Raw genomic sequence first — 24,895 nt, 5'->3', positions numbered from 1 at the left:
ATAGCGCAGTTCAACGTATCAAACAATAACGACAGAATTTGCTCATAAAAGGAGAAGATCATGAAATGGAATGCGCTGCTTTTGCTTGGTCTGTTACTGGCGCCATCCCATCTGCGGGCGTATCCAGTTGGAGAAATGGTTCCATTCGACTTGGAGGGAGCGAATGTTGCCGGCGTGACTTCTGACGGCTTGAAGGTTGCGGCTTACTACTACCCGTGGAGTGGAGTCGTGTACTGGACGGAAGCCGAAGGCCTCGTCACGGTGGATTCAAACGCCGAAGCCGGTGCCATCAGTGATGACGGACGGATTTTCGGTTCCAAGATTGATTCGAATCTGGGCCACGAATTGCCCTGCTACTGGGATGCGAACAATACCTATCACGAGTTGCCCCATCTTCCCTATGGGCAAAGCAGTGACATGTTCTTCTGCAATGTTTGGAGTTGTAATTCTACAGGGACATTCCTGGGTGGCATGCAGTGGATTTCTGCTACCCATACGACGCCTGTCATGTGGTATCAAGACGAATTGGGTGAGTGGCAGATCCTGGATCTGACTCCCGAAGAAAATACCCGAGATGGAAGAGTCAACGCGGTCAGTGAAGACGGGACACAGTTCGCCGGTTGGATGGCGGGTGTTGATGGAAACTGGATCCCCACGTTATGGACTGTTGACGCAAATTTAAACATAACTCAAGAAACGGTCGCATCTCCTCCGGACTGGGTCAATGGGGAAATTTCGGCCTTCAGCCAAAATGGTCTCTATATGGCCGGTTATATGAATAGCTTCGGCTCCTTGTGGACGGATGGCGGAGCAAGCTATGAGGTCGTGCAGCCGGAAAACCCCAGCTTCTGGATGAGTGTGGTAAGCACCGACGTGAGCAATTCCGGCTTAATTGTGGGTGTCACGCGGGATTTTAATTCCGGTGAGCAATACGCTCATGTTTACAAGCCGGGAATGGGCTTCATGCGGGCTGACAATTATTTAAACATGTTCGGCGTGGATCATCCTGCAGACTATCAATTCGCCACCATGATTAATTGGATCTCCAATGACGAACGCATGATGTTGGGATCCTATTATGATACCAATTGGCTTACCAAGTTGTTTATCTTGGAGCTTCCCGAACTAAGCCATATTGAAGGATCCGTAAGTCTGAACGGCAGCATTGGCTCCGTGGAGGATGTCCTCGTTTCCGTTGGCACCAATGGCACGTATCCGGATACCAGCGGATTCTATTCCCTGGCGCTGGGGGCCGGCACCTACGACGTGACGGCCAGTCTGGCGGGCTACATCAGTGAGACCTTGACGAATGTGGTTGTCCAGGAAGGTGAAACCGTCACGGGCCATGATTTCAGCCTCAATCAGATCCCGAATGCCGGCTTCATTGCCGGACAATTGACTCAGATCTACAACTGGGACCCGTTCACCCTGGCGACCATTACGGCTGATGATGGAAGCACCCAGTACATGACGCACGGCACGGGATCCGGCACCTACCAACTGATCCTGCCGGCGGGCACCTATGACATCCTCGCCACCCAGGTCAACTGCTATGATGTTGTAATCGAAAATGTTGTGGTTGTGGCCGAGGAAACCACCGCGCTGGATATCGAATTCATGAGTGTCAGCACGCCCTCGTACGTTCATTTCGATTTCGTCGTGGATGATCCTGCGGGTTTCGATTGGAACACCCTGAAGATCAAGTTGGGGAACAACACGGGGAGCACCCAGATTGACGCGTGGGCCAGCAGCTATGACGGTGAAGTCTGGACCCCTGGGACCTATACCGTCAGTGTGTGGGCTTTGGGACACGAGATTTGGTTGCAGGACAGCGTGGAGTTCCGGCAAAATGAACTCACCGCGCTGACGGTCGCCTTGGAACAGAACAAGTACCCCGTTCGGGATCTTGCCGTAGCCAGTGATGGAACGGCCAGCTGGGAGCATCCGCTGCCGGTGGAGGCCTATTCCCAGGACCACGAGCCGTTCCAGGTGGGCCTGGATGTCACCGCCAACCTCAGGTACTGGTATACCCCTTTGTGGCCGAGCAGCCACGCGGTCACCACGGACGAATGGGCTTATGAAGGGTCCAAATCCCTCAAGATCAGCACGGTGGAAGGAACGCCAGGCGACATCTACAGCGATCTGGGTTGGCCCTATCCCACCACGGGCACGTACACGTTCGAAGCCATGCTCTATGTGCCTGCCGGCAACTGCGCCCACCAGGGAATCATCCGGGAAGGCGTGTGGGGAGCCTTGTTCGCCATCGAAGTCTTCTACCGCGCCAATGGAACGGTCGATATCCTGCTGGGCGGCAATGAGTTGAATCTCGCGTATCCCCAGGATCAGTGGTTCCGCTTCACCTTTGTCGCCGACCTGGACAACGATGAGATCAAGTACTACCAGAACGGCGTGTTGCTGGCCAGTGGGCCTTACAGTTTGGATGCCCACACGGGTGAACCCGCCGTCATTTCCTTGGGGACCTACGACCTCTCGGCGGAATCCAGGCCCGGAGTTGCGGAACCCGGTCTGCTGTACGTGGACAATTATCTCAGCTACCGGGATAGTGGAACGAACGAAGCGACCTATGCCGTCAGCCTGGATGGAGACCTACAGGTGGCGGCCCAAAGCGAGACGGTGTATCCGTTCCAGAACCTGAGCGCCGGTCCGGTCTACATCGCCGGGGTCAGGGCTGATTACCCCTGGGGCCCGGCAGTGGACGTAACCGCCAGCTTCACTTACATGCCTCCCTTTGGGGCTCCCGCGCTGTTGAACATCACCGTAGCGGGAGGCAGAACGGTGCTGTCCTGGGATCCCGTGACCGATGCCGCGTCCTACAAGGTCTACTCCTCAAACAATCCGTATCACGGGTTCACGGAAGACCTGACGGGGACCTTTGCCGGGGAAAGCTGGAACGCTCCCCTGCCAAGCGCGAAGAAGTTCTACAAGGTGACGGCTCTGCACGAATAAGATCGCCTACCCCCGTTTTGATCCGAGCAGATCAAGAATCCGGAAGTTGCCTGCAGAAATGCAGGCAACTTCTTTTTTTCCTGATCAACGAAATTAGATGCTCAAAGGAATATGAAAATGAGCTCGGATCATATTATTGAATTTATCATAAATGCTATTTAAATCTCACTTTTTTTTGTTGTCTATCAATTTCGTCTCTACAATATAATCATCATAAATAACTGAAAAATGACCTTCAATGGCTGTACTGTTTGTCACTTCGATGGCATAAAGAGTCGTTTTACAATTTTTTCACTATCTTCTTAGAATTTATTCGTGTCTTCCCGTGAGATATCTGTTCTAGAGAGACTAACGTAATTGAATCACGCCATATTCACCTTGACACGAAATGCCGTTCTTGGCATCACCAGCTGGAAAGCCCGTTCGTTGGCAGAACTTCTCGATATACCGCAAAAGGCTGATAATCTTCCGAGCAATAAATGCCGAGTTAACGACTGGTAAATAGGAAACAAGAGGCAATTAAACCGCAAACAACACAAGGAACACAGATAAAAAATTACGCGCAATTCAAAGCTCATTTCTGCTGGTGAAGATATGATGGTTGCTTAAGATCGCTTTGTGCCTTTCGTGTGTTTTGTGGACATACCCTTTGTGGAGGCGGGTCCGGCGCTCCCGCCGTCAACTCCAGTGCTTCGTCTTGCCGGCCATCCGGTTCAGGGTCGCCCAGGCGATGTCCAGGTACTTGGCGGCTTGGGTGATGTTGCCACCCATCCGCTTAAGAACCGTCCGGGCGATGATTTCCTGCATGTCCGCCAATGGGTAGCCTTCATCCGGCAACTCCAGCAGGATCCGGTTGCCCTGGCTTAGATCCCCTTCGCGGCCCGCACTCAGACTCTCCAGGTGGCCAACTTCCAGGTACCGGCCTTCGTACATCAAGACGCTGCGGTCGATCTGGCTTTTCAGTTCCCTGATGTTCCCCGGCCAGGGGTACTCCTCCAAACGCTGCACAGCCTCGCGAGTGATCGAAGTGAAGTTCTTTCCACACTTGGCATTGGCCTGGCCCAGGAACAGCCTGGCCAGCGGAAAGATGTCGCGCAGACGATCCCGGAGCGGCGGGACCTGGATGTAGCCCGTGTTCAGTCGGTAATAGAGGTCGCTGCGGAAAGCGCCCTCCTTCGACAAGGCGAGCAGGGATCTGTTTGTGGCGCAGATGATCCGGAGGTCAAGGCGCATGATCCTGTCGCTCCCCACCCGCCTCAGCTCCCGCTCCTGGATCACGCGCAACAGCTTGGGCTGCATGTCGAGGGGCATCTCGCCAATCTCGTCCAGAAACAGCGTGCCACCCTGGGCCTGCTCGATTCGACCGATCGCCCCGCTGCGTTTGGCCCCGGTGAACGCGCCTTCCGCATAGCCGAAGAGCTCGCTTTCGAACAGGGAGGGCGCAATGGCCGAGCAGTTGACCGAGATGAAGGGCCGGCTTTCCTGATTGCCGCCGTGAACCAACCGGGCGACCACTTCCTTGCCCGTTCCCGTCTCACCCTCGATCAGCACCGGGACATCCCGCTGTTCGTGGAGTTTGCTGCAGACGTGCTGGATGGTGCGCATGGGTGCGGAATAGAAGCCGACGAGTTGGCCGGGCAGGATGTCGCTGAACACGCTGCCGCCGTCTTCGCTCTTCTCGCCGGTGGAACCGCTCTCCTCCGGGCCGTTGAGACGCGAGCGGTCCGCGGCGTGGCGGATCTGCCTGCGCCGGGCCATCCGCTTGAGCACTTCGTCCAGTTCCTTGACGGAAATCGGTTTGAGCAGGAAGTCGCTGGCCTCCCCGCGCAAGGCCGCGATGCACAGGTTCAGGTCACCAAAGCCGGTCATCAGGACGACGTCGGTGTCGCGGCCCTTGTCACTGGCCTTGATCCGGTCGAGCATCTCCAGACCGGTCATGCCTTCCATGCGGATGTCGCTGAGCACGATGGAGATGTCGTTCGCCTCGAACAGGGCCAGGCCTTCCTCGCAGTTCGCGGCCGTGAGCACCTGATAGCCGAACGGATCGCGCAGATAGCGTTCCAGGGCCTGCAGGCTGCTGGGATCGTCATCGATCAGCAGAACCTTCATCGATCCTTCCCCCAGCCCTCGATGGGCAGCGTGATGCTGAACATGGCACCGCCCTGCGGCTGATTGGCGCATTCGATGCAGCCGTCCATCTCTTCGATGAAGCTCTTGACGATGGCCAGACCCAGTCCCATGCCCTCACCGGCGGGCTTGGTCGAATAGAAGGGATCAAACAGCCGGTCCTTGACGCCCTCGGGCAGACCTTCTCCGGTGTCGCAGACCGTGAGTCGGGCCAGTCCGTTGTCCCGCGAAGTCGTCAGCGTGATCCGCCGCTCGCCGGACGTCAGCTTGTCCAGGCTGTGCATCGCGTTGACCACGAGGTTGATCACAATCTGTTCCAGGTGAATGCTGATTCCGAGCACGGGAATCTGGCCTTTGCACAGGCTGGTCTCGAGCGCGATGCCGTGACTGGCCACCTGTCGGCGAATCAGTCCCAGGGCGTTCTTAATGCCTTCGTTGAGGTCGAAGGAGACGTGTTTCAGGTAGTCGGGCCGGGACCAGAAACTGCGCATGTGCTTGACGATCTCGTCGATGCGCGTGGCGGCCTGGTGGATTTGCTCGACGGACTCGCGGTACTCCTTCGGGAGGACCTTTTCCCGATCATCCTTGAATAGCATGCCGTCCGCATTGATCGTAATGGCGTTGAGCGGCTGATTGATCTCGTGGGTGATTCCTGCGCCCATCACACCGATGGACGCCAGCCGGGCCTGCTGCTCAAGCAGGCGCTTTGTTTCCAGTTCCTTGCGCTCCAGCTTGTAGGTGGCTTCCAGCTCAGCGATTCGCTGCGTGATGCTCCCGGAATACATCTGTTCGTGCAACTGCAGGCTTTGGGTCAAGACGTTGGCCAGTTCCTTGTCATCGCCGATGGCCCGGCAACCATCGGCCAGGGACAACAGCCCGAACCACCTGAGTTCGTTGCTGTTCAGTTGTTCAGCCAATGCCAGGGCTTCCCGGGCCAGGTCGCGCGCCTCGACAGCTGATTCCCGGCTGAGGGCGACCTTGCTCAAGCCGATCAGGGCAAAGGCACAAGTGACGTTGTCCTGCAGGCGGCGCCCCACTTCCAGCGCCTTCGTGAAGTGGATTTCGGCGGTGTCGATGTCTCCCGCAGCCAGGTTCACATCACCAAGGTTCTTGTACAAATGGGCAGACTGCAATTCGTCGCCCAACCGGTCCGCCAGTTCAAGCGCCTGCCTGAAGCGCTTGACAGCTTCCGGTACCCGATCCATCACCAGCAAGCGCTGGCCGGCGTTGCTGATGGCTTTGCCGTTTTCGGGATCCAGTCCGCTGGCCTGCTCAAAGTACTCCAGGCCCCGCTCCGGAATTCCCAGGGCGGTGTAATACACGCCGATGTTGTTCAGCAGGCTCGACAGCAGGACGGCTTCGTCGCGTCCCTGCAGCAGTTTGACCGCCCTGAAACCCGACTCCAGGGCCCGATCAAAGCTCAACCGGCTGTAGTGCAGCAGAGACTGGAACTTCAACGCCCGGGCCAGGCTCAGTTGGTCATTGGAGACCGTGGCCAGTTCCAGAGCCGTGTTCACAGGCGATTCAAGTTCGGTTAGCCGACCTTGCGTATTCAGCAGATCGCAAAGTTGGAGGGCTTCCTGCAGGCGCTGCTTCCGGTCGGATGCCTGCTCAGAATCGTTCAGCCGTTCTTCCAAATGGCCCATCCGTTTCTCGCTTTCCCTGGCCGTCCGACTCAATCGGAGATCCGATCACTTCTGCTGGCAGAGGGGCGATGTTGCGCGGACGAATTGAGGCGGTTCGGAAAGCAAGGTACCCATTAGATTCTTGAGAATCCTCAGATTCTGATCAACTGGATGCGCTCATCTAACAGCCCTGCGTGCGACTCACCTGCATGTCCGTGATTGATGTCTATCATTGACAAGCAGATATAATTGGCACAGGCCAGGAACACGATTGGCACGCAAGCTGCAAAACCGGCCGTGTTGTTGAGGGGAATCGGATGAACATTCTGCTGGTGGATGATGACTGGCTAAGTCTGCTGAGTCTGGGTCGCTTTCTTCACTCCGAAGGTCACCGGGTGGACGCGCATCAGGGTCCCGCCTCGGCTCTGGCTGCCTGCGAAAAAGGGACCTACGATCTACTTGTTTCGGACTTTCGGCTACCGGAAATGGATGGCCTGTTATTGATCAAGGCGGTCAAGGGCAAACAGCCCCAGATCAAGACCATCCTCTACTCCGGTCAGTTTTCGCCGGCGACCCTGCAGAAAGCTCACGCGCAAGGTGTGGACAAGGTGCTGGGGAAGCCGATTTACATTCAGGACTTGTTGGCCGCCATCCAATCCCTGGCCCTGCCGCTCAGTGGAGCCGGCCCGGCCATCTTCACAATCTCCGGTCAGGGATACGAAGTGAATCCCTGACCAGCCCCGCGCTTGAAGAAAAAGGCCACCCACTTGCGGTTGCGGGTGGGCGATCATCCCGGTTTAACAACCCTGTCCATGTGTGGGGAAGACTGGTGGACTGATTCCAGAGGATGGTCTGGCGAGTAGATGGGCCGTTCCCTGCGGGTCGTTGCCCCGTCTCCTTGCACGCCAAAAAAAAGCCCGCGAACGCGGGCTTTTTCGTGGGACGGAGAGGGTGGGATTCGAACCCACGGTAGGTGTAACCCTACATACGCTTTCCAAGCGCACACCATCGGCCACTCGGTCACCTCTCCCGGCCGATCGCCAGCACGTGGCCGGCTCAGGAAGCGCAAAGTGTAGGGAAGCGCGGGCGCTGATGCAACGGGCCGCGGTCTTCCCCAACTCCAACCTGTTGTCCATCATCCGCATCGAATGCGGAAATCAGCGGCGGCGGGGCGTGTGGAAATGGGTGGCGTGTCCGTAGAAGACTTCCGCCGCCTCCATCAGGGTCTCGGAGCAGGTGGGGTGCGGATGGATGCTGCGCGCCAGGTCCGAGGCCAGCGCGGCCATTTCCAGCGCCAGCACGCCCTCGGCGATCAGCTCGCCCGCGCCCTTGCCCACGATGCCCACGCCCAGCACGCGCTCCGTTTCCGGGTCGATGATCAGCTTGGTCAGGCCGTCCGGGCGGTCCATGGAGAGGGCCCGGCCGCTGGCCTGCCACGGAAAGCGCGCCACGGCCACCTTGCGGCTCTGTTCCTTGGCCTCGCCCTCCGTCAGGCCGCACCAGGCCAGTTCGGGATCCGTGTAGACCACGGACGGAATGGCAGCGGGGTCCCAGCCGGCCCCCTTCTGCCCGGCCATGTCCTCGATGGCCGCGCGGGCCTCGGCGCTGGCCTTGTGCGCCAGCATGGGGTTGCCCGTCAGGTCGCCGATGGCCCAGACCCGCGGATCCGCCGTGCGGCGCTTCCCGTCCACCTGGACGAAGCCGCGCGCGTCCAGCTGGACGGCGCTGTGCTCCAGGCCCAGTCCGTCGCTGTTGGGCCGCCGGCCCACGGAGACCAGGATCTGGTCAAAGCGCTCCTGGGTCTCCGCCCCGTCGGGCCCGGTCAGCGTGACCTTCAGGCCGTTGCGGTTCTCCACCACCTGACCGACCCGCGTGGCGGTGCGGATAGCGGCGAAGCGCGGCAGCAGGCGCTTCTCCAGCATGCGCACCAGGTCCCGATCCGCGCCAGGCAGGATGGCCGGCAGCATCTCCACCACCACCACCTGGCTGCCCAGGGCCGCGTAGACGCTGCCCAGCTCCAGCCCGATGATCCCGCCGCCCACCACCAGCAGGCGGCGCGGGATGCGCGGCAGCTCCAGCGCGCCGGTGGAATCCCAGATCCGGGCGGAGTCCGGCAGGCCGGGCAGCATCACGGGCCGCGAGCCCGTGGCCAGCAGCAGGCGCTCGAAGCCCAGCTCGGCGTGGCCGCCGCCCTCCAGGTCCACGCGCACGCGCCCCGGGGCCACCAGCCGGCCGCGGCCGCGCAGGTGGCGCACACCGCGCTTCTGGCGCAGGTCGCCCAGCCCGCCCGTCAGACCCGTCACCACCTCGTCCTTCCAGGCGCGCAGACGGTCCAAGTCCAGCCGCGGCTCGCTGAAGGCCAGGCCCCAGCGCTGGGCCTCCCGGGCCTCGTTCAGCAGCGCGGCCACGTGCAGCAGGGCCTTGGAGGGAATGCAGCCCACGTGCAGGCAAACGCCACCCGGGTTCTCCTCCGGGGCCACCAGCACGGGCTCCAGCCCCAGGTCGGCGGCCAAGAAGGCCGCGGCGTAGCCGCCCGGTCCGGCGCCCAGAATCAGCAGGGGGGCGTGGGTGATCTCGCTCATGCGGGTCTCCACTTGGTTTGCAGCACGCACCGGACACGAAGCACGGGAAGAAATCCGAAGAACACGAAGGATCCAATCATGGACCTGAACTCAAGCCAGGCAATCCTCGCCACCCGTTTCCCAGTCCGTTCTCGACTCCCAGGCCTTCTCAGGATCTCCGTGCCCTGCGTGCCGTCTTCGTGCCCTTCGTGTCCGTTCTCGAATCGACGCCCCCGCTAGAAGACCAGCAGCAGCGGGGACTCCAGCGCCTCGCAGATCCAACGCGTGAAGCGCGCGCCGTCCGCCCCGTCCACGATGCGGTGATCGTAGGAGAGCGAGAGCGGCAGCAGCAGGCGCGGCTCAAAGGTGCGCGTGGCCTCGTTCCAGACCGGCTCCACGCTGGCCCGGGAGACCCCCAGAATGGCCGCCTCCGGGTGGTTGACGATGGGCGTGAAGCCCGTGCCGCCGATCCCGCCCAGATTGGTGAGCGTGACACACGCGCCCTGCAGCTCCTCGGGCCCGCTCTTGCGCTCCCGGGCCCGCCGGGACAGCTCGCCCAACTCGCGGGCCAGCTGGAGCACGCCCTTGTGGTCGGCGTCGCGCAGCACGGGCACCAGCAGGCCGCGCTCCGTGTCCACGGCCACGCCCACGTGGCAGTAGTGCTTGCGGATCAACTTCTCGCGCCCGAGGTCCAGGCTGGCGTTGACCTGGGGAAACTGCCGCAGGGCCTGGGCCAGCACGCGGATCAGGATGGCCGTCATGGTCAGGCGCGGGGCGTCCGGCCGGCGATCCAGCAGGGCCTGCTGGCGCTTGCGGAAGGCCTCCAGCTCCGTGATGTCCGCCCGATCCTGCTGGGTGACCCGCGGCGTGAGCAGCCAGGCGCTGGCCAGGTGCCGGGCCGTGGTCCGGCGCACGCCGCTGAGCGGCAGCTCCTCCACCGCGCCCCAGCGGCTGAAGTCGGGCAGATCCTCGGCGGGCAGGCCGGGTCCGCCAGCGTCCACGCTGGCGGACCGCGCCAGCAGCTCTTTGACGTGGGCCTTGACGTCCTCGCGCGAGATCCGGCCGCCGGGTCCGGCGCCCGCCACGCGGCGGATGTCCACGCCCAGCTCCCGGGCCAGGCGCCGCACCGTGGGCGAGGCGGGCACGGGCAGACCATGCTCCCCCGGCGGAGGACCTGGCGCCACACTCCCCGAACTCGGCGCCGAAACCGGCGGAGCCGCAGGGGCGGGCGCCGGCGCTGCCGTCACCGGCAGGTCGGGCGCGGGTGGTGGAGCGGCTGCGGGAGCGGGCTCCGCCGTCGCAACGCTTGCGGCTGGGGCGCCGTCCGCCTCCGCGGCCTCCTCCAGGCTGAGCAGGGCGGCGCCCACCTCCAGCCGCTCGCCCACGCGGGCCAGCCATTCCAGAACCCGGCCGGCGCGGCCCGCAGGGACCTCCACCACGGCCTTGTCCGTCTCCAGTTCCAGCACGGGACTGTCCGCCCGCACCGGATCGCCGGGTTTGACCAGCAGGGCGGTCAGCTCGCCGGCCTTGATGTTCTCGCCCAGATCGGGCAGTGTGATGATGATCGCCATGTCTCCTCCGCTCAGGCGCTGAGAGGATTGGGTTTGTCCGCCCGGATCTCCAGCCGGTCGCGGGCGGCCGCCAGGGCCGACTCGTCAAAGGTCCCCCGGCGCGCCAATTCCGTCAGGGCGGCCAGGGCGATGTGGCGCGCGTCCACCTCGAAGAAGTCGCGCAGGGCCGCGCGGCCCTCGCTGCGCCCGTAACCCTCGGTGCCCAGCACGGCCATGGGGGCCGGCACCCAGCGGGCGACGGAATCGGGCAGCGCGCGCAGGTAATCCGTGGCCGCCACCACCGGGGCGTCAGACTCTCCCAGCTGCGCGGTCAGGAAGGGCACGCGGGCCGGCTGGTCGGGATGCAGGCGGTTCCAGCGCTCGCACTCCATCCCGTCCTGGCGCAGTTCCTTCCAGGAGGTGACGCTCCAGACGTCGGCGGCCACGCCGAACTGCTCGCGCAGCAGCGCCTGGGCCTGGCGGGCCTCGCCCACGATGGCCCCGCTGGCCAGCAGGCGCACGTGCGGGGCCTTGGCTCCCAGTTTGCGCGGCGCCTCGCTGCCCGCCTCCTTGGCCACGGCCGCCGCGGCTTTGGCCGCCTCCGCCGCGCGGCTGAAGCGGTAGAGTCCGCGCAGGATGCCCTCCCGGCAGTCGCCGGGCATGGCGGGCATCTCGATGTTCTCGTTCATCACCGTGATGTAGTAGAAGCCGTCCTCCGGGTCCTCCACCATTCGCCGGATGCCGTCCTGGATGATCACGGCCAGTTCGTAGGCGTAAGCCGGATCGTAGCAGCGCAGGTTGGGCACGGCCAGCGCGTAGAGGTGGCTCTGCCCGTCCTGGTGCTGCAGACCCTCGCCGGCCAGCGTGGTGCGGCCCGCCGTTCCGCCGATCAGGAAGCCGCGCGTGCGCATGTCGCCCGCCAGCCAGGCCTGGTCGCCGATGCGCTGGAAGCCGAACATGCTGTAGTAGACGAAGAAAGGGATGGTGGGCACGCCGTGGGTGGCGTAGGCCGTTCCCGCCGCGATGAAGCTGGCCATGCTGCCCGCCTCGGTGATGCCCTCCTCGAGGATCTGCCCGTCCCGGGCCTCGCGGTAGTAGAGCAGGCTGCCGGCATCCACGGGCTCGTAGAGCTGGCCCACGTGGGAGTAGATCCCGCACTGGCGGAACAGCGACTCCATCCCAAAGGTGCGGGCTTCGTCGGGCACGATGGGCACGATCAGCCGCCCCACGTCCGGGTCGCGCAGCAGCTTGGCCAGAATGCGCACGAAGGCCATGGTGGTGGAGACCTCGCGGCCGCCCGTGCCCTCGAGGAACTCCTGGAAGACTTCGTGGCCCGGGGCCTTCAGGCGCGGCGCCCGTGGCTGCCGGCGGGGCAGCGGACCGCCCAGCTCCGTGCGGCGGCGGCGCAGATACTCGAGTTCCGGGCTGCCCTCGGCGGGCCGGTAGAAGGGCGCGTCCTTGAGTTGATCGTCGGGGATGGGGATCCCGAAGCGCGCGCGGAATTCCCGCAGTTCGTCCTCGTTGAGCTTCTTCTGCGAGTGGGTGATGTTCTTGCCCTCGCCCGCCTCGCCCAGGCCGTAGCCCTTGACAGTCTGGGCCAGAATCACCGTGGGCTGGCCCGTGTGGGCCACGGCGGCCCGGTAGGCGGCGTAGACCTTCTCCGGATCGTGCCCGCCGCGCTTCATGCGGCGCAGCTGGTCGTCGGAGAGGTGTTCCACCAGCTTGAGCAGCCGGGGATCCGAGCCGAAGAAATGGCGCCGGATGTAGTCCCCGCCTTCGGTGGAGTACTTCTGGGACTCGCCGTCCACGACCTCCTCCATGCGCCGCTGCAGCAGGTGGTTTTCGTCCCGGGCCAGCAGGCTGTCCCACTCCGCGCCCCAGATCACCTTGAGCACGTTCCAACCCGCGCCCCGGAAGGCCGACTCCAGCTCCTGGACGATCTTGCCGTTGCCGCGCACGGGGCCGTCCAGCCGCTGCAGGTTGCAGTTGATGACGAAGATCAGGTTGTCCAGCCGCTCGCGCGCCGCCAGGGTGATGGCGCCCAGGGCCTCCGGCTCGTCGGTCTCGCCGTCGCCCAGGAAGGCCCAGACCTTGCGCCCGCTCTCCTTCTTCAGCCCGCGGTCTTCCAGGTAGCGGTTGAAGCGCGCCTGGTAGATGGCGTTGATCGGCCCCAGGCCCATGCTCACCGTGGGGAATTCCCAAAAGTCGGGCATCAGCCAGGGATGTGGATAGGAGGACAAGCCGCCGCCGGCGCGCAACTCGTGCCGGAAGTTCTTGAGCTGCTCCTCGTTCAGCCGGCCCTCCAGGAAGGCCCGGGCGTAGATGCCCGGCGAGGCGTGGCCCTGGAAGTAGATCTGGTCGGCGCTGCCGTCCAGGTCGGAGCCGTGGAAGAAGTGGTTGAAGCCCACTTCGTAGAGCGTGGCGGCGGAGGCATAGGTGGAGATGTGCCCGCCAATCCCGTTCTCTTCCCGGTTGGCGCGCACCACCATGGCCATGGCGTTCCAGCGGATGATGCTCTTGATCCGGCGCTCCAGCTCCCGGTTGCCGGGAAAGGGCACCTGTTCGTCCGGGGGAATGCTGTTCACGTAGGGCGTGCGCGCCGAGAAGGGCAGCGCCACGCCGCGGCGCCGGGCGTGAACTTCCAGCTGCTGCAGGAGCTCCACCACCCGCCCGGGTCCGCCGTCATGCAGCACGGCGTCCAGCGACTCGCGCCATTCCTGGCTTTCCACATCCCGCAGGTTCGACTCGTCCATGCGCTGCCTCCCGGTTGGAGCCCGCCCGATTCCCGAAACCACGCCGGCCAAGGTAGCATTCCCCTCCTGGCTGGTCAAAGCTGAGTTTCAGCTTTGCCTGAATTCCGAACATTTATCGACAACTGGTCCGGTCGACTTTCCCGCACTTGGCTGAATTCTGATCAGCTGGGAACTCAGCGTCTTCAATCGAAACCAGCGGGGGTGGAGGGCCAGCGCCCCGGCCGGACATGGAAAAGGGGCCGCCAAGCGGCCCCTCTGCATGGTCGATGTGCTTCGCCGATTTACTTCTTGGTGGCCTCGAGGGTGATCAGGATGCTGACCTCGTCGCCCACCATGCCGCTGCCGTAGCTCACGCCGTAATCCTGGCGGTTGAGCACCAGCGTGGCCTCGATGCCGATGCGCGTGTTGCCCCAGGGATCCTGGATCGGGCCGTTGAAGGTGAAGGGCAGCTCGATGGTCTTGGTCACGCCGTGCATGGTGAAGTCGCCGATGGCCACCCACTGGGCGCCGCGCTTCTCGATCTTCTTGCTGGTGAAGGTCAGGGTCTTGAACTTGGCCACGTCGAAGAAGTCCGCGCCGCGCAGGTGTTCGTCGCGCTTCTCGTTGTCCGTATCGACGGACGCGGCCTGGATGACGGCCTTGACGGAGGATTTGCTCAGGTCCTTGGCGTCCACCGTCAGGTCCACGGCGAAGTCGCCGAAATTGCCCCGCACTTTGCTGATCATCATATGGGTCACGGTGAACCCCACTTCGCTGTGGCTGCGGTCCAGGCTGAAGACCTCCGCCGCCCGGGCGCTGCCCGCCATCACGATCACCAGCATCAGGGCCGCCAGGCTGCTCAGTACGCGCTTCATGTCGCTCTCCTTGGTTGGGTTATTTTGTGAACCGGCCAAAGTTCGCACAACCGAAGATGAGAATCCAAGGATTGTTGCCATCTGCAACTATTTCTCACCGTTAATCTTTCAACCGCCCCTCCGACGCCGGCCCCCGACCCGGCGCTGGAACGCCCCGGGAGCGGGGCAATAGGATTTCCAGCCCCCTCGTGGTAGGTTCCCATCCCGACGCACATCCAGCATCGGGATCCCCATGAACGCACCTGTTCCCGCCCGCCTTCTGCTGCAGAACGGCCGGCTGTTCCACGGCCGGGCCCACGGCGCGCCGCGCACGGTGGCGGGCGAATTGGCCTTCCATACCGGCCAGTCCGGCTGGCAGGAGATGCTCAGCGACCCGTCCTACACGGGCCAGCTGCTCGTGCTCACCACGCCCCACGTGGGCAACACGGGCGTGCTGCCCGACGATCTGGAGAGCGACGGGATCCGCGCGGCGGGCCTCTTGTGCCGCAACCTCAGCCGGACGCCCAGCGGGGCCCGGGGCGGCGATCCCCTGCCCGACTGGCTCGAGTCGGAGGGCGTGCCCGCCCTGGAGGGCCTGGACACGCGCGCCCTGGTGCACGTGCTGCGCGAGGAGGGCGCCATGAACGGCATCCTGGCCTGCGCGGGCGAGCCCCTGGAGGAACTGCGCGAGCGGCTGGCCGCCACGCCCTCCATGGCCGGCCTGGACCTGACGGGCCGCGCGGGCTGCCGTCACGCCTGGGAGCTGCCCGCCGAGCAGGAGCGCTTCCGCGTGGCCGTGCTGGACTGCGGCGTCAAGCACAGCATCCTGGCCGAACTCTCGCGCCGGGCCTGCACGTTGGGCGTCTTTCCCCCGGACTCCTCCGCCGCCGAGCTGCTGGCCTGGCGCCCGGACGGCGTGTTTCTCTCCAACGGCCCGGGCGACCCGGCCGCCGCCGCCGGCCCGCTGGCCTGCCTGCGGGGACTGCCGCCCGCCCTCCCGCTGTTCGGGATCTGCCTGGGCCACCAGCTGCTGGCCCTGCTGGCCGGCGCGCGCACCTTCAAGCTGCCCTTCGGCCACCGGGGCGCCAACCACCCGGTGCAGCGCCTGGCGGACGGCGGCGTCTGGATCACCAGCCAGAACCACGGCTCCGCCGTGGCGGCGGAGAGCCTGCCCGCCACGGTGGAACTCACCCACCTCAGCCTGAACGACGGCACGGTGGAGGGGCTGCGCTGGCGCGACCGTCCGGCCTTCTCCGTCCAGTTCCATCCCGAGGCCGCCCCCGGCCCGCGCGAGGCCCGCGCCTGTTTCGACGAGTTCATCGCCCTGCTGGAGCGCAGCCGCGCCGGAGGTCCCCATGCCCGCACGCACTGACCTGCACTCCATCCTGGTGCTGGGCGCCGGGCCCATCGTCATCGGCCAGGCCTGCGAGTTCGACTACTCGGGCACCCAGGCCTGCCGCGCGCTTAAGGGCGACGGCTACCGCGTCATCCTGGTCAACAGCAATCCCGCCACCATCATGACCGAGCCCGATGTGGCCGACGCCACCTACCTCGAGCCCGTGACGCCCGACAGCGTGGCGGCCGTGCTGCGCAAGGAGCGCCCGGACGCCCTGCTGCCCACCGTGGGCGGACAGACGGCCCTGGACTGCGCCATGGCCCTGGAGCGCACGGGCCTTCTGAAGGAGCTGGGCGTGGAGCTGATCGGCGCCTCGGCCGCGGCCATCGAGAAGGCCGAGGACCGCGAGCTCTTCCGCCGGACCATGGAAGCCGCAGGCCTGGCCTGCGCCCGGGGCGGCTTCGCGCGCAGCGTGGAAGAGGGCCGGACCTTCGCCGCGCAGTTGGGCTTCCCGCTCATCCTGCGGCCTTCCTACACCCTGGGCGGCAGCGGCGGAGCCATCGTCTACAACCCGGAGGAGCTGGAAGAGGCCCTGCCCCGTGCCCTGGCCGCCAGCCCCATCCAGCAGGTGCTGGTGGAGGAATCGCTGCTGGGCTGGAAGGAGTTCGAGCTGGAGGTGGTCCGCGACCGGGCGGACAACGCGATCATCGTCTGCTCCATCGAAAACATCGATCCCATGGGCGTCCACACGGGGGACAGCGTCACCGTCGCGCCCCAGCTCACCTTGAGCGATCGCGAGTACCAGCGCATGCGCGACTCCGCCCTGGCCTGCCTGCGCGCCGTGGGCGTGGACACGGGCGGCAGCAACGTGCAGTTCGCCGTGGATCCGGCCAGCGGCCGCCAGGTGGTGATCGAGATGAACCCGCGGGTCAGTCGCTCCAGCGCGCTGGCCTCCAAGGCCACGGGCTTCCCCATCGCCAAAGTAGCCGCGCGCCTGGCCGTGGGCTGGACCCTGGATGAGCTGCCCAACGACATCACGGGGACCAGCCTGGCCTGCTTCGAGCCCGCGCTGGACTACGTGGTGGTCAAGGCCCCGCGCTTCCACTTCGAGAAGTTCCCCTCCGCCCCCGGCGTGCTGGGCGTGCAGATGCAGTCCGTGGGCGAGGCCATGGCCCTCGGCCGCAGTTTCCGCGAGGCGCTGCAGAAGGCCTTCCGCAGCCTCGAGGAGGGGCTGGACGGACTAGAACCGCGCCCGGCGCGCGGCCGCGGCCTGGACCTGGAGCGCCTGCGTTTCGCCACGCCCTTCCGCCTGCTAAAATTGCGAGAAGCCTTCCTACAGGGCATGAGCCTGGAGGAAGCCCACGCGCTGACTCGGATCGATCCCTGGTTCCTGGGCGAGATCCGCGCCCTGGCCGAGCAGGCCCGCGACCTGCAGGGCCGGACCCTGGCCGGGCTCTCTCGGGACGAGCTGCTGGAGGCCAAGCGCGCGGGCTTCTCCGACGGCCAACTGGGCCGCCTGCTGGGCACGGACGAGGACGCCGTGGCCGCGCGCCGAGCCGAGCTCGACCTGCAGCCCAGTTGGCGCAGCGTGGATACCTGCGCGGGCGAGTTCCGCGCCCCGACGCCCTTCGTCTACAGCAGCTGGGGCGAGGCCGACGACGGCGCGCCGCTGCCCGGGCGGCCCGTGCTGATCCTGGGGAGCGGGCCGAACCGCATCGGCCAGGGGATCGAGTTCGACTGCTGTTGCGTGCAGGCCGTGCAGGGGCTGCGCGAGCGCGGCATCCCGGTGATCATGGTCAACGCCAACCCGGAGACCGTCAGCACCGACCCGGACCTGGCGGACCGGCTCTACTTCGAGCCGCTGACCTTCGAGCACGTCTGGCACATCGCCCGGCGCGAGAACGCCCGGGGCGTGCTGGTGCAGTTCGGCGGGCAGACGCCGCTGAAGATCGCCGCTCGCCTGCAGGCCGCGGGCCTGCCCGTGCTGGGCACGCCGCCCGAGTCCATCGAGTGGGCCGAGGACCGCGAGCGCTTCGGCGCCTTGCTGGACGAGCTGGGCGTGGACGCGCCGGCCTGGGGCATCGCGCGGAGCCTGGACGAAGCCCTGGCCGCCGCGCGGCGCGTGGGCTTTCCCGCGCTGGTGCGGCCCTCCTGGGTGCTGGGCGGACGCGGCATGGAGATCGTCTACGACGAGGCCGCGCTGACCCGCTACGTCCAGGTGGCGCTGGAGCGCGAGGGCGGCCCCGTGCTGGTGGACGCCTTCCTCGAGGACGCCTTCGAATTCGACGTGGACGCGCTCTGCGACGGCGTGGAGGTGCGGGTGGCGGGCGTGCTCCAGCAGGTGGAGGAAGCCGGTGTGCACAGCGGCGACAGCTCGTGCGTGCTGCCGCCCTACCGGCTGGACCCCGTCGTGGGCGCGCGCATGCTGGAGATCGTGCGGCGCCTCGCCCTGCGCCTGGGCGTGCGCGGCCTGCTGAACGTGCAGTTCGCCCTGCAGGGCGAGCGGCTGGTGGTGCTGGAGGTGAATCCGCGCGCCAGCCGCACGGTGCCCTTCCTGGGCAAGGTGACCGGCATTCCGCTGGCCGCCGTGGCCGCGCGGCTCAGCCTGGGCGGCCGGCTGGCCGACGAGAGCTGCGACTGGGAGCGCTCCCTGGGCCTGACGGCGGTCAAGCGCCCGGTCTTCCCCTGGAGCCGCTTCCCGCGCCAGGACGTCTTCCTCTCCCCCGAGATGAAGTCCACGGGCGAGGTGATCGGGCTGGACCGCAGCCTGGACGGCGCCTGGTTCAAGGCCGCCGAGGCCGCCTCGGAAGCCCTCCCCGCCACCGGTTGCGTGCTGTTCTCCGTCAACCGCCACGACAAGCTGCGCGCCCTGGAATTGGCCCGGGACTTCGCCGAACTGGGTTTCCGCCTGGCCGCCACGGCGGGCACGGCCCGGGTCTTCCGCGAGAACGGCCTGCAGGTCCTGGAGGTGTTCAAGGTGGGCGAGGGCCGGCCGGATTTGACGGACGAGCTGAAGAACGGGCGCGTGCAATTGGTGGTGAACACGCCGCTGGGCGAACGCTCGCGCTTCGACGAGCAGGAGATCGGCCGCACGGCCGTGCGCCTGCGGATTCCGCTGATCACCACGCTCTCGGGCGCGGCAGCGGCCCTGCGGGGCATTCGTGTGGCGCGCCAGGGACGGCCCGCGCCGCTCTGCTTGCAGGAGCTCCACGCGCGATAAGCACCTCACCACAGAGACACAGAGACTCAGATGGATGCAGGGCTGGAACTTGTTCGTCATCCCTGCGGCGACCCCTTCCCCCTGCAAGGGGGAAGGTTGGGATGGGGGTTCAACGTGTCTTGCTCTTCTGCCAGGATCCTAGTTTTCCACTTTTCTGCTGGCGCCAGAAAGGTGGAGTCAGAGAGGCGCTTTTTCTCACCCGGTCTGACCGGCCGTCCAGACTCAGCCCGCCTCCCGGCGGGCTTCCGCTGGCGGCAGCGGCTCCTTCCTGACTCCACGTAGCTGGTTCCGCTTGACGGCGTCACCACCTGGTTTTGGTTCAGCCACGGGCGGTCAGCCCTGCGGGCTTCACCTCGCGTGACACAAATCGTCTTCGATCCTTTGAGCCTTCGTGTTCAAGTCGTTCACCGGCCGTTCCATGTTCCAACCCAGGCCGAGTCCAACATGAACTCTGTGCCTCTGTGTCTCTGTGGTGGGTCTGGCGCAGGGATGCTTGGCGGCTCAGGCAGGAGTCAACATTTTTACCTGCCGGATATTTGCTTGAGCCTTCCCGGAATTTTGCGTACCGTGCCTCGCCCCCCAACTCGCACACGACAACATCTCTTCAGCCGACTCGACGGAACCCGTGACGGGGACCGTCCACCGTATTCACACAGGGGGTTGATCATGTCCCACTCTCAAGGCTTGTGCGTCCTGGGCGCCGCGCTGGCGCTGGGCGGATGGCTATTGGCCGGATGCGGCGACCACGAGGGGAGCGCTCCGCCCACCGGCTCCTTTTCCCAGGTCCGGGTGACCCCGGGCCAGACCTGCACGTCGCTGCTGGCCGGGCAGACCATTCCGGCGGGCGAGGTCTGCGTGGAAGTGATCGACGAGGGCGACCAGCCGTTCCTCGCCATCACCTACACCACCACGGACGGCTGGCTGCTGCTGGAGACCCACGCCTGGGTGGGCCTGGATCTCGCCGATCTGCCCGCCACCGGCAGCGGCAATCCGCGCGTCGGGCACTTCCCCTACTGTGCCAGCGGCTTGGGCGGCTTAACCCGCCACACGCTGTTCGTGGACTTGAGCCTGTTCGGCAGCGAACACGGATCGCCCGATTTGTGCGAGCTGACCTTCCTGGCCGCCACGCACGCCGTAGTGGGCCGCGACGACAACTGCGACGGGAGATTCGAGCGGACCGAGACCGCCTGGGGCGCCGGTCCGCGACTGGTGGAGCGGGGCAACTGGGCCACCTGGTTTAGCTTCGTGATGGAATGCTGCGAGCCGGCCTTCGACGGCAGCGAGTACTCGCTGCAGGTGGACGGCCTGAACGCGTCGGGACAGGCCCGGATCCAGGCCAGCGCGCCAGGAGAGGATCTGCAGTCCTACTTCACGGCCCGGCTGGACCTGGACGGAGACGGCAGTCTTGACGGCGACGATCTGGAAGTGCCGGCTTGGTGCCTGGATCACATCCGCAACTTCACGGCCGGGACGGACTGGCATGCTGCGATCTTCTACTCGTCGCTGATCGACCTCTCCGGCCTGGAGGACCTGCAGCACAACCCGTTGCTGGATCGCTGGCAGAACCTGGACCTGGTGAACTGGATCCTCAACCAGGGCTTCGTGGGCCGGGAGTCCAGCCTGGGCAACGGACCCTTCACCTACGGGGACCTGCAGGTCGCCATCTGGACCCTGGTGGAATCCGATCTGACCGGATCCCTCGGGGGTCTGGGCGCCTGGTCCCAGGCGCGAGTCGACGAGATCCTGTCGGAGGTGCCCGACAGTCTGGGAGTGGATCTGGCCCGGGTGGACTACCTGCCGCCCTGCCCGGGGCTCATGAGTGTCGTGGTCACGCCCCGGGTGATCATCCCGAATCCCGATCCAGACAAACCCAGCCTGGGAGGCTATGTCCAGCCCCTGCTGCTGGTGCTGCCCAGCCCCTGCAGCAGTTGCGAGTAAGACCCAGGCTGCGAGGGACACCGGCAACGGAGGCCGCTGGACTCGGATTGCGAGCGGACTTGGCGGAAGGTCAGGCGAGGCTCCTGACCTTTCGCTCGATCTGCCCCGTGCGCTGGACAAACCCCACGTATGGTGTCAGGCACCGTGCCTGACACTGCTTTGGACTCAGATAGCGGACGGACCTGGCGGAAGGTCAGGTGAGGATCCTGACCTACCGGTTCGATCTGTCCCGTGCACTGGACAAACCCCTTATGCAGTGTCAGGCACGGTGCCTGACACTGCTTTGCACGCCCCCATCCGCCCGCGTGCGCTGCGCGCACCCGGACGGCTTCCCCCGCGGGGCGCGGGGGAAGCTACTCCGGTCTCCAGGACTTCTGTCATGCACAGCCCAAGGGATCCCCCGGTCAAGCCGGGGAACGACGAGCAAGGTGGTCGGATTGCGCAAGGTGAAGCGCGCAGCGCTGAACCAGAACCAGGTGGTGACGGCGTCAGCCGGAACCAACTACTCGGTTGCAGGAAGGCCAAACTGCGGCCAGCGGAAGGCCACCGCGAGGTGGCCTGACTCTGGCCGATGAGAAAAAGCGCCTCTTTGGCACCTAACCGGCCGTTCCACCTTTCTGGCGCAAGCAGAAAGGCTGAAAACATGGGTTCCGGGCAGACGACCGGGATGACAGGCAAGGCCTTAGGATCCCCCGGTCAAGCCGGGGGATGACGGGCGCGGAGCTCCAGCTCTGACTCTGTGCCTCTGTGCCCCTGTGTTGAATCTGGTCACAGAACGACTAGCTACGGAGATACGAGGCGCCGTTCAGGTCGATGGTGCCGCCCGTCAGCCAATCCGCGCGGCCCGAGACCACGAAGCGCACCGTCTCGGCGATCTCCTCCGAGCGCGCCACGCGCTGGTGCGGACTCTGGCCGCGGGTGGCCACGCCGCGCTCGCCTTGCAGGGCCTCGCGGGCCATCTCCGTCTCCACAAAGCCCGGCGCCAGGTTCACCACGTAGATCTTGTCGGGCGCCAGGGCCACGGCCATGTACTGCCCCAGGCCGTGCAGGCCGGCCTTGCTGGCGCCGTAGGCCGGCGCCGTGGGCTCGCCGCGGAAGGCGCCGCGGCTGCCGATGTTGACGATGTAGCCGCCGCCCGCCGCCGCCAGAAAGGTCCGGGCCGCGTGAATCAGCAGGGCCGGGGCCAGCAGGTTGACGGCCAGGATCTCCTTCCAGCGGGCGGCCCATTCGGAGGCGTCCATTTCACGCACCGGGTGCTCGCGGAAAATCCCCGCGTTGTTCACCAGGATGTCCAGCCCGCCCAGGGCCTGGGCGGCGCGCGGCGCCAGGGCCGCCGCCTGGGCCTCGTCGGCCAGGTCGGCCTGCAGCAGCACGTGGCCCGTGCCGGGCAACGAGGCCAGCAGTTCGCGGGCCCGCTCCTCGCTGGCCGAGTAGTGGACGGCCACGGCCACGCCGTCCTCCGCCAGCACCCGGGCGATCTCCCGACCGATTCCCCGCGAAGCACCGGTCACCAGCGCCCGCCGCCGTCCTTGTTCCATGCTCATCCTTCCTCCTCCTCCGTCAAGATCCGTTCCACCAGCACTACATCCAGGTGACGGCCGAATTTCACCCCCACCTGATGCATCACTCCCACTGTCCGGTAGCCGGCCCGGGCGAACAACTCCAGGCTGGCGGCGTTGCCGGCCTCGATGCGCCCCAGGATCACCCGGTGGCCGGCCCGGCGCGCCGCGTCTTCCAGGGCAACGGTCAGCAACCGCCCCAGGCCCCGGCGCCGCTGCTCGGCCGCGACGAAGACCGAAGCCTCCACGGTGCGGGCGTAGGCCCCCCGGGGCGACCAGGCCGTCAGGCTGGCCCAGGCGGCCAGCTCCCCGTTCTCTTCCGCCACCAACACGGGATGAAGCGTCCCGCCGTGGGCGGCGAGCCACTCCCGCGCCGCGGCGGCATCCCGCGGCTCCGTGTCGAAGGTCGCCGTGCCGTGCAGGACCTGCTCGTTGTAGATGGCCGTGATCGCCGCCAGATCCTCCGGCCGGGCGCTTCGCACCTGCATGGTCGCTCCCCCTTGTCCGGCAGGAATCTGCCAAACATCGAGCGGCCCCGTTCGCCGAGCGAACGGGGCCACAGCCATGACGGATGGAAGAGAGTCCTACTTGATCAGGGTCAGGGCGCGCACCTGGCTCAGGCCCTGGCCCTCCAGCTGCGCGTAATACAGGCCCGAGGGAACGCCGGCGGCATCCCAGCTGCGAGCGTGCTCACCCGCCCCCAGCAGGCCGTCCTGCAGCACGGCCACGGTCTGGCCCAGGCTGTTGTAGACGGACAGGCGCACCTGCTGCGCGCGGTCCAGCCGGAAGCCCAGCGTGGTGCGCGGATTGAAAGGATTGGGATAGGCGCTGCCCAACTCCAGGCCCAGCGGACGACCGCCGCCGGCCACCACGGCGCTGGCCTGCTCCAGCCACAGGGTCTGGCTGCCGTCCCCCGGGGAGTCGATGGCCACCAGCGCGCCCAGCGTACCCGCCGCCAGCGAGCCGGTGGCGAACACACTCAGGGTTGTGCCCGCGCTCAGCTCCACGGGCAGGAAGTTCAGCACCACGGTGGAGCTGCCGGCCAGGCGCACCTGCAGGCCGTAGGAGCCCGGGGCGACGGGCAGGTACGCCAGGCTCTCGTTGAAGACCACGTCGCCGAACAGGACCGTGCCGTCGGGCAGCGTGATGTCCACCGCCGGGGCGTCGCCGGCCGCGTGGACGAAGCGCACCCAGGCCTCCGTGGGCGAGGTCTGCCGCGTGTCCGTCAGGACCAGGGGACCGAAACTGCCGTCGCCCAGCAGGCCCGTGGCCGCCACCGTGGTGACGCTGCCCGGGGTGAAGTCCAGCGTGGCGTCGATCACCGGGTTCTGGTTGGTGCCCGCGACGTAGACCTGCACGTGGTGGCTGCCGCCGGGGATGTCCAGGTAGGGGCTGAAGGCCGGGTAGAGAACGCCTGTCAGGACGGCCGCTCCGTCCAGCCAGACGTCCACAGCCGGCGCGTCGGGGCTGAGATGCGCCACGCGCAGGTGGGTGCCCGCCGACTCCAGGGTCAGAAAGGTGCTGCCGTCGCCCGGGGCGTCCACGGCGGCCAGTGCGCCCAGCGTGCCTGCCGCCAGCGTGCCGGTGGCGAACACGCTCAAGGTCGTGCCCGCGCTCAGCGCCACGGGCTGGAAGGCCAGTACGACCGTTGAGCTGCCGGCCAGGCGCACCTGCAGGTCGTAGGATCCGGGGGCAACGGGCAGATAGCCCGTGCTCTCGTTGAAGACCACGTCGCCGAACAGCACCGTGCCGTCGGGCAGCGTGATGTCCACCGCCGGGGCGTCCGCCGCGCTGTGGGAGAACCTCACCCAGGCCTGGGTGGGGGACACCTCGCGGGTGTCCGGGATCACCACCGGACCAAAGCTGCCGTCCGCCAACAGGCCGGTGGCCGCCACGGTCAGGGCCTGTCCGTCCACGAAGGGCAGGGTGGCGTCGATCACCGGGTTCTGATTGGTGCCGGTGGCGAAGACCCGCACGCGGTGCGGCCCGGCGGGCACTTCCAGGTAGGGGCTGAAGGCCGGGCAGGCGACGCCGGAGAGCGCCACGCTGTTGTCCAGCCAGACATCCACGGCGGGAGCGTCGGGGCTGAGGTGGGCCACGCGCAGGTCGGCGGCAGCTTCGACGCCACCCGCCAGACCGGCCAACAGCAGGAGTCCAAACATCGAGCGGTTCATGGTCGTCCCTTTCGTATTGCTGTCGTGTTCTTCGATCGACAGCCAACATAGCGGACGATTTCAGTCTTGTCAAGACCTTGCCCTTGTTTTGTTCATGTTTTGACTGAATTCGAGGAGAGCGACGCCGGGCGGCGGAATCCCATCTTCCGCTCGGGAATGCTCCAGCAGTGGCGAGGCCCTGCCTCCGGGACGCGTCCGCCGACCAGACGTTCCGCCGCGGGTCTTCCTTGACAAAACTTGGGCAGTTCCCCT

At 65.8% G+C, this 24,895-nt stretch carries 14 protein-coding genes and 1 tRNA gene; 5 read left to right on the top strand and 10 right to left on the bottom strand.

Annotation, left to right across the window (positions count from 1 at the left end; translation table 11 throughout):
* The first annotated feature begins 60 nt into the window (after positions 1 to 60).
* Positions 61 to 2,967 carry a carboxypeptidase-like regulatory domain-containing protein gene (locus WC326_09670; protein ID MFA7331325.1) on the top strand — a complete coding sequence of 969 codons (2,907 nt, stop codon included), beginning with the start codon at positions 61 to 63 and terminating at the stop codon, positions 2,965 to 2,967.
* Between the two features lie 678 nt (positions 2,968 to 3,645).
* On the opposite strand, the gene WC326_09665 is transcribed toward WC326_09670, so the two are convergent.
* Together WC326_09665 and WC326_09660 are read right to left on the bottom strand one after the other, a co-directional pair.
* The gene (locus tag WC326_09665; protein ID MFA7331324.1) at positions 3,646 to 5,076 is read right to left on the bottom strand and encodes a sigma-54 dependent transcriptional regulator; all 1,431 of its coding nucleotides are present in this window, start codon (positions 5,074 to 5,076) and stop codon (positions 3,646 to 3,648) included.
* Entirely contained in the window at positions 5,073 to 6,740 is a 1,668-nt protein-coding gene (locus WC326_09660) for an ATP-binding protein (GenBank protein MFA7331323.1), read from the bottom strand. Before WC326_09660 ends, WC326_09665 begins: the two co-directional genes overlap by 4 nt.
* A 296-nt stretch (positions 6,741 to 7,036) precedes the next feature.
* Between WC326_09660 and WC326_09655 the strand changes: the two genes are divergently transcribed.
* Complete coding sequence (locus tag WC326_09655) at positions 7,037 to 7,453, top strand: response regulator (protein ID MFA7331322.1); 417 nt, start codon at positions 7,037 to 7,039, stop codon at positions 7,451 to 7,453.
* Positions 7,454 to 7,662: 209 nt separating this feature from the next.
* Here the strand turns inward: WC326_09655 and WC326_09650 are convergent.
* The 5 genes from WC326_09650 to WC326_09630 form a co-directional block, all read right to left on the bottom strand.
* Positions 7,663 to 7,749, bottom strand: a tRNA-Ser gene (locus WC326_09650).
* Between the two features lie 127 nt (positions 7,750 to 7,876).
* Positions 7,877 to 9,301, bottom strand: a complete 1,425-nt coding sequence (gene lpdA, locus WC326_09645) for a dihydrolipoyl dehydrogenase (protein MFA7331321.1) — start codon at positions 9,299 to 9,301, stop codon at positions 7,877 to 7,879.
* 215 nt (positions 9,302 to 9,516) lie between these two features.
* The gene (locus WC326_09640; protein ID MFA7331320.1) at positions 9,517 to 10,851 is read right to left on the bottom strand and encodes a 2-oxo acid dehydrogenase subunit E2; all 1,335 of its coding nucleotides are present in this window, start codon (positions 10,849 to 10,851) and stop codon (positions 9,517 to 9,519) included.
* Positions 10,852 to 10,862: 11 nt separating this feature from the next.
* Complete coding sequence (gene aceE, locus WC326_09635) at positions 10,863 to 13,583, bottom strand: pyruvate dehydrogenase (acetyl-transferring), homodimeric type (protein ID MFA7331319.1); 2,721 nt, start codon at positions 13,581 to 13,583, stop codon at positions 10,863 to 10,865.
* A gap of 281 nt (positions 13,584 to 13,864) precedes the next feature.
* Positions 13,865 to 14,437 carry a YceI family protein gene (locus WC326_09630; GenBank protein MFA7331318.1) on the bottom strand — a complete coding sequence of 191 codons (573 nt, stop codon included), beginning with the start codon at positions 14,435 to 14,437 and terminating at the stop codon, positions 13,865 to 13,867.
* Between the two features lie 232 nt (positions 14,438 to 14,669).
* Between WC326_09630 and carA the strand changes: the two genes are divergently transcribed.
* The 3 genes from carA to WC326_09615 all read left to right on the top strand — a co-directional run bounded on the left by carA (position 14,670) and on the right by WC326_09615 (position 20,910).
* Positions 14,670 to 15,788, top strand: coding sequence for a glutamine-hydrolyzing carbamoyl-phosphate synthase small subunit (gene carA / locus WC326_09625; protein ID MFA7331317.1), 1,119 nt, complete (start codon positions 14,670 to 14,672; stop codon positions 15,786 to 15,788).
* Positions 15,772 to 18,972 carry a carbamoyl-phosphate synthase large subunit gene (gene carB / locus WC326_09620; protein MFA7331316.1) on the top strand — a complete coding sequence of 1,067 codons (3,201 nt, stop codon included), beginning with the start codon at positions 15,772 to 15,774 and terminating at the stop codon, positions 18,970 to 18,972. Before carA ends, carB begins: the two co-directional genes overlap by 17 nt.
* Positions 18,973 to 19,638: 666 nt before the next feature.
* Positions 19,639 to 20,910, top strand: a complete 1,272-nt coding sequence (locus WC326_09615) for a hypothetical protein (protein MFA7331315.1) — start codon at positions 19,639 to 19,641, stop codon at positions 20,908 to 20,910.
* A 779-nt stretch (positions 20,911 to 21,689) separates the two neighbouring features.
* Here WC326_09615 and WC326_09610 read toward each other — a convergent pair.
* The 3 genes from WC326_09610 to WC326_09600 form a co-directional block, all read right to left on the bottom strand.
* On the bottom strand, positions 21,690 to 22,454 hold the full coding sequence (locus WC326_09610) for an SDR family oxidoreductase (GenBank protein ID MFA7331314.1): 765 nt from the start codon (positions 22,452 to 22,454) through the stop codon (positions 21,690 to 21,692).
* Positions 22,451 to 22,957, bottom strand: coding sequence for an N-acetyltransferase family protein (locus tag WC326_09605; protein MFA7331313.1), 507 nt, complete (start codon positions 22,955 to 22,957; stop codon positions 22,451 to 22,453). Before WC326_09605 ends, WC326_09610 begins: the two co-directional genes overlap by 4 nt.
* A gap of 96 nt (positions 22,958 to 23,053) precedes the next feature.
* Positions 23,054 to 24,643: a DUF4397 domain-containing protein gene (locus WC326_09600; GenBank protein ID MFA7331312.1), complete on the bottom strand. Its 1,590-nt coding sequence runs from the start codon at positions 24,641 to 24,643 to the stop codon at positions 23,054 to 23,056.
* Between the last annotated feature and the right edge of the window lie 252 nt (positions 24,644 to 24,895).

The organism is Candidatus Delongbacteria bacterium, from assembly GCA_041675285.1.
Classification (GTDB): Bacteria; CAIWAD01; CAIWAD01; order CAIWAD01; family CAIWAD01; genus CAIWAD01.
This window is presented reverse-complemented; position numbering and strand designations above follow the sequence as displayed.

Coding starts and splice junctions, on each gene's coding strand:
- WC326_09670 (MFA7331325.1), top strand. CDS start 61: ATGAAATGGAATGCGCTGCTTTTGCTTGGTCTGTTACTGGCGCCATCC.
- WC326_09665 (MFA7331324.1), bottom strand. CDS start 5,076: ATGAAGGTTCTGCTGATCGATGACGATCCCAGCAGCCTGCAGGCCCTG.
- WC326_09660 (MFA7331323.1), bottom strand. CDS start 6,740: ATGGGCCATTTGGAAGAACGGCTGAACGATTCTGAGCAGGCATCCGAC.
- WC326_09655 (MFA7331322.1), top strand. CDS start 7,037: ATGAACATTCTGCTGGTGGATGATGACTGGCTAAGTCTGCTGAGTCTG.
- lpdA (MFA7331321.1), bottom strand. CDS start 9,301: ATGAGCGAGATCACCCACGCCCCCCTGCTGATTCTGGGCGCCGGACCG.
- WC326_09640 (MFA7331320.1), bottom strand. CDS start 10,851: ATGGCGATCATCATCACACTGCCCGATCTGGGCGAGAACATCAAGGCC.
- aceE (MFA7331319.1), bottom strand. CDS start 13,583: ATGGACGAGTCGAACCTGCGGGATGTGGAAAGCCAGGAATGGCGCGAG.
- WC326_09630 (MFA7331318.1), bottom strand. CDS start 14,437: ATGAAGCGCGTACTGAGCAGCCTGGCGGCCCTGATGCTGGTGATCGTG.
- carA (MFA7331317.1), top strand. CDS start 14,670: ATGAACGCACCTGTTCCCGCCCGCCTTCTGCTGCAGAACGGCCGGCTG.
- carB (MFA7331316.1), top strand. CDS start 15,772: ATGCCCGCACGCACTGACCTGCACTCCATCCTGGTGCTGGGCGCCGGG.
- WC326_09615 (MFA7331315.1), top strand. CDS start 19,639: ATGTCCCACTCTCAAGGCTTGTGCGTCCTGGGCGCCGCGCTGGCGCTG.
- WC326_09610 (MFA7331314.1), bottom strand. CDS start 22,454: ATGAGCATGGAACAAGGACGGCGGCGGGCGCTGGTGACCGGTGCTTCG.
- WC326_09605 (MFA7331313.1), bottom strand. CDS start 22,957: ATGCAGGTGCGAAGCGCCCGGCCGGAGGATCTGGCGGCGATCACGGCC.
- WC326_09600 (MFA7331312.1), bottom strand. CDS start 24,643: ATGAACCGCTCGATGTTTGGACTCCTGCTGTTGGCCGGTCTGGCGGGT.